This is a genomic window from Stenotrophomonas sp. (assembly GCF_031995405.1).
Taxonomy (GTDB): domain Bacteria; phylum Pseudomonadota; class Gammaproteobacteria; order Xanthomonadales; family Xanthomonadaceae; genus Stenotrophomonas.
In genome coordinates, this window is the sequence record NZ_DAMAGC010000186.1 from 1 (window position 1) to 4,931 (window position 4,931).

Annotated in this window: 2 protein-coding genes; both read right to left on the reverse strand. The window is 68.7% G+C overall.

All coding sequences use genetic code 11. The features are described 5' to 3' along the window. A partial coding sequence (locus tag RTO53_RS19365) for an Hpt domain-containing protein (protein WP_312239297.1) occupies positions 1–4,474 on the reverse strand: 4,474 nt, incomplete at its 3' end. A 94-nt stretch (positions 4,475–4,568) separates the two neighbouring features. Then, on the reverse strand, positions 4,569–4,931 hold a 363-nt coding region (locus RTO53_RS19370; RefSeq protein WP_312239298.1), incomplete at its 5' end, for a methyl-accepting chemotaxis protein.

Here is a 4,931-nt window from a genome sequence, read left to right on the forward strand (position 1 = left end):
CGGCGCCGTCTTCGTCGACGCGGTCTCCGGCGTCGTGGTCGCCTGCGTCATTGGCCGCTGGCGCGTCGGTCCGCGCGGCGCTGGCGGCGATCGCGGCCAGTGCAGCCGTTCCGGCCGCCGCAGCCACGGGGGCGTCTTCCAGTTCGAAGAACGGCGTGGGCGCGACGGTATCGATGGCATCGGCATCCACCGCATCCTCGGCGAACGCATCGGCCTCGTCGCGCTGTTCGTCCGCCTCGTGGCTGGCATCCAGCCCGAGCACGCTGTCGGTGTCGTCCTGTGCCTGCGGCGCGTCGATGACGGTCAGGCCATCGTCCAGCGCCTGCTGTACATCGACCAGCTCGCCGAACGCCGGGGTCGAGGGCAGTACGTCTTCCAGGGCGTCGCGTTCGTCTTCGGTGGCGGTATCGACATCGCGCCCGGAATAAGCGGGGGCTTCTGCCTGCTCTTCCACCATAGCGTCGACGACGGACGTGTCGGCGTCTACGTTGACGACCTCGACAGCATCGACGTCCCCACCACCCTCGACCAGCGATTCCTCTGCGGTTTCGGTTTCGGCTTCGGCTTCGGTTTCGACTTCGGTTTCGGTGCCGGCTTCGGCGTCGACATTCTGTTGGTCGTCGCCGGCAACATCCGCTACCGGCGCATCCACCACGGAAGCATCGACGGGTGCCTCGGCAGCCGGGGTCACCTCGAGATCGAAGTAGCGCGACAGGTCCTCGGCGCCGGTCAGTTCCACCGCGTCCAAGCCGTCCGGCGTGCCCTGTGCGGCGGGCGCATCCTCCGGCTGCGGGCCGTCGGCAGGCTGCGCGGCATCACCCACGCCCACTGCGGCGGGCGTCGTCGGCAGCTCGGCATCGAAGTACGCCGACAGGTCATCGCTGGCGGTCAGTTCGCCGAACGGCAGGGCCTCGCCCGACAGCACATGCGCTTCCAGGCCACCGGCCTCGTCCGCGTCATCGACCTCGATCGACGCCAGGTCGACCACCGACAGCGCATCGGCCTCACGTTCGGCCTGCTGCAGGTCCGCATCGGCGCTGTCATCCAGGCCCGCGTAACCGCCCTGCCCGTCTGCCTGCGGCAGCGTGGACAGCGCGTCCTGCTCAGGGGCGGCGACAGTGGCGTCGTCTGCGGCGAATGCCTGCGCGGCATCCTCCTGCTCCAGGGCGTCCAGCGCGTCCTGCTCGAACGCCAGCTCATCATCGGCGACCAGCGCCGGCCAGCGTGCCTCGGGCAGCGTATCGGCCAGCGCCTGCAGGCGCGCGGCCAGTGCGGTCTGCACCGGAATGCGCGGTGCCTCGGCCTGCAGGGCGGTCATGGTGACGCTGATCGCCTCGGCAGTGGCCGACAGCGCCTCCACGCCTTCGGCATCCGGGGTGGCATCGGCGGCCAGCGAGCGCTTGATGTAGCTCTCCGCAACGCCGGTGACGGCGGTGATTTCCGGCACGTCGGTCATCGCGAACGCACCGTTCATGGTGTGCACCGCGCGCAGCAGGCTGTCGGTCACCGGCTGCGGGGCCACGCTGGCCTCGCGCAGCCACGCCTGCAGGGTGGCCTGGTGGGTGTCCACTTCGGCTTCAAGGATCTCGCGCAGGACTTCATCGATGTTGGCCGGGGTGCCGGTCGGTTCGATCGCCTGTACCGGTGCCTCGTCAACCGTTTCGACGGTTTCAACCGGTGCCGCCACGACCGGGGTCGCACGCTGCAGCGGTACATGGAAGGTCTCTTCGCCGGCCGCGACGCGGTCGGCGATGGCCTGCATGGCCTGCAGGTCGGCAGTCACGCGGCCCTCGCCGCGCAGCGCGGCGTTGAGCTGCGGCAGCACGTCGTAGGCCTGCCCGACCATCGCCACCACTGCCGGCGTCGCCGGACGGGTGCCGTCGAGCACGCGGTTGAGCATGCCCTCGATCTTCCAGCTGAATTCGCCCAGGGTGCGCGCGCCAACCAGACGGCCGCTGCCCTTGAGGGTATGGAACACGCGACGGATCGGACGCAGCCGGTCCATGTTGTCCGGCGCGGCGCGCCAGACCGGCAGCAGATTGCCGAGGTTGACCAGTTCCTCGTCGAACTCTTCGATGAAGACCTCGCGGATGTCCTGGTCGATGTTCTCGCCGTCGTCTTCGAAGCCGGCCTCGATGCTGTCGGTGTCGCTGGCTGCAGCGCTTTCTGCGACCGCAGGCGTGGCGACAGGCGCGGCCTGCGGCTCGGTGCTGAACTGCGATGCGGCGGCATCGAGCTCGGCAAGGAAGCGCGCCGATTCTTCGTCGAGTTCGATCTTGCTGATCACCGCGGCATGCACGCCGGTGCTGCTGTGGGTGATGACCGGCGTCTGGTCGTGCGCATCGGCGCTGTCAGCTGCCTTGGTATCGGCATCGGCATCGGCATCGGCATCGAATGCAGGCGCGGCCGCGTCGGTGGCGTCGAAGGCCTCGACGACCTCTTCGACCTCTTCGACCTCTTCAGCTTCTTCGGCTTCTTCGGCTTCTTCGGCCTCTGCAGCCTCCAGCGTCGGCTCTGCCGTGGCCACGTCGAACGTATCGACCTCGGCCTGCAGGAACGGCGGCAGATGCTCCACGTCCAGTGCCGGGGCGGCATCGACGAAGACGTCCTGCGCGGGGCTGGCCGGGGCGTCATCGATCTGCAGCGACAGCACGCCATCGGCGTTGTGCAGCGGCGCGTCGAAGGTGAAGGTGATCGGCTCGTCGCTGATCTCCAGCGCGTCGTGTTCGGCGGAGACCGGATCGAAGCCGCCACTGAACGACAGCGGCGCGTGCGCCTCCGCCGACTCGGGCGGCACAACCTCGGCGTGCAGCGCATCCAGCGCGTCGAGCGCGGCATGCATGGGCGGCTGGGTGTCCCAACGGGTCGCGCCGCTGTCTTCGGCGATCACCGGGTCGAAGTGGACGAAGCCGGTCGCCGCATCGTCGCGTGCGGACGGGTCGGACAAGGTCCACTGCACCGCGTCCGGGACGCTGGCGGTGGACGCGGCAAACACCAGCCCGGCGTCAGCGTCGGCCACGTCTGCAGGCGGCGCCGGCGTGCCCGCGTCAGGCAGCGGGTCAAAGGTGAAATCAGGCAGCGACGGCGGCACGCTGCCCGGTGCGGGAGCGGACGCGGTCACGGCGGTGTTGATAGGTTCCGGGGCCGGCGTTTCCCACGGCGCCAGTTCGATCGCTTCCGGTGCCACCGGCAGCGCTTCGGCGCTGGCATCGGCGGCGGCCGCATGCGCGTCCGGCAGCGGCCAGTAACGCAGCGTTTCCAGGCTGGTACGGGTGATGTCGAGGATTTCGTCGCGACCCGGGCGACGCTCGCGCAGCGCCTCGAGGTAATACTCCAGGCTGGCCATGGCATCGGCAAGCGTATCCAGCTGGCGGCCACTGGGCACGCGCTGGCGATCGATCAGTTCGACCGCGACGTACTGGCGCACGCCCTGCAGGTAGTCGGCCGGCGTGGACAGGTCGAGCATCCGCAGCGCACCGGCCACCTCGCCGAGCAGACGCGGCACTTCCTGCAGCTGCTGGTGGTTCCAGTTGGTCTCGATGAAGGCGACGAAATGTTCGCGTGCGGCGGCGAAATTGGCGATGGCTTCATGTGCAAGCACTTCGACCGTGCGCCGGTTTTCCACCGCGCTCGGATCGTCTTCACCGCTGATGTTGGCGCCCAGATGGGCGACCTGGTCATCCAGCGACGCATCCACGTACAGCAGGGCGCCGGCGATATCCAGCAGCAGGCTTTCATCGATCTGCTGCTCGCCGTCGACCACCCCGCGCAGCGCATCGCGCTGCTGCACGACCACGCCACGGGCAACGCCCAGGCCCATCATGCCCAGGGTATCGGCGACCGCGCCGAGTTCGTTGACCTGGGTCTGCAGCTGCCCCGGCTCACCGCCGGTACGCAGGTGCAGGTCCAGCGCGTCCTTGATCCGCAGCAGTTCTTCCTTGACCGCATTGCCGACGGTGTCGAGCAGCTCGCGGTTGCGGCCACTGAGGCTGCCGCGGGCATGGTCGAGTTCGGCTTCGGTGGCGCTGACGCTGTCCGGGGCGAAGGCGAACAGCACGCTTTCATTGATGCCCGGCGCAGCGCGCGCCGAACGGAGGTCGTTGAGCAACGGCAGCAGCACGATCGGAATGTCGCGGTGGCCGTTCTGCAGGCGTTCCAGGTAGTCGGGCAGCAGCACGCTGCCGCGCATCAGGGTCGCGCAGGCTTCGTCGCGGTCGGGCACCTCACCGGCGCCGATCGCATTGGCCAGCTGCTCCATTTCCTCGGCCACCATCGCCGGGGCGTACAGCTCGACCATGCGCAGGGTGCCCTGCACCTGGTGCAGGTAGCCGGCGCAGAAACGCATGCGGCTGCCGTCGGCAGGGTCTTCCACGTAGTACTCGACCTCGTTGCGCACTTGGCGCAGGGTCTCGTCCAGCTCCGGCTTGACCCAGCCCAGCGCGGCGTGGCTCATGGCATCGCGCAGCGTGCTCATGCCGGGACTCCCGGCAGGGGGGCGCGCGTGTCGTGCTTTGAATTCTCGCGATGCATCATCTGCTGATTCCTTCCCTCTCCGCCCTGCCCGCGGCTCACGCCGGCAGCTTGAAGTCGGCAACCGAGCGGCGCAGGTCGGCCGCCAGCTGTGCCAAATGACCGATCGACTCGGCGGTCTGTCCCGCGCCCTGCGAGGTCTGGCCGGTAATCTGACGAATCACGCCCATGGTGCGGGTGATGTCCGAGGCGGCCGACGACTGCTGCTGGGCGGCGATCGAGATGTTCTTGATGAGGTTGTTGAGCGCGTTGGAGACGCGTTCGATTTCGGTCAGGGCCGTGCCGGCGTCTTCGGCCAGGCGTGCACCGGACACCACCTCGGCGGTGGTCTGCTCCATGGAGCTGACCGCCTCGTTGGTATCGGCCTGAATGGCCTGGACCAGGCCTTCGATACGCCGGGT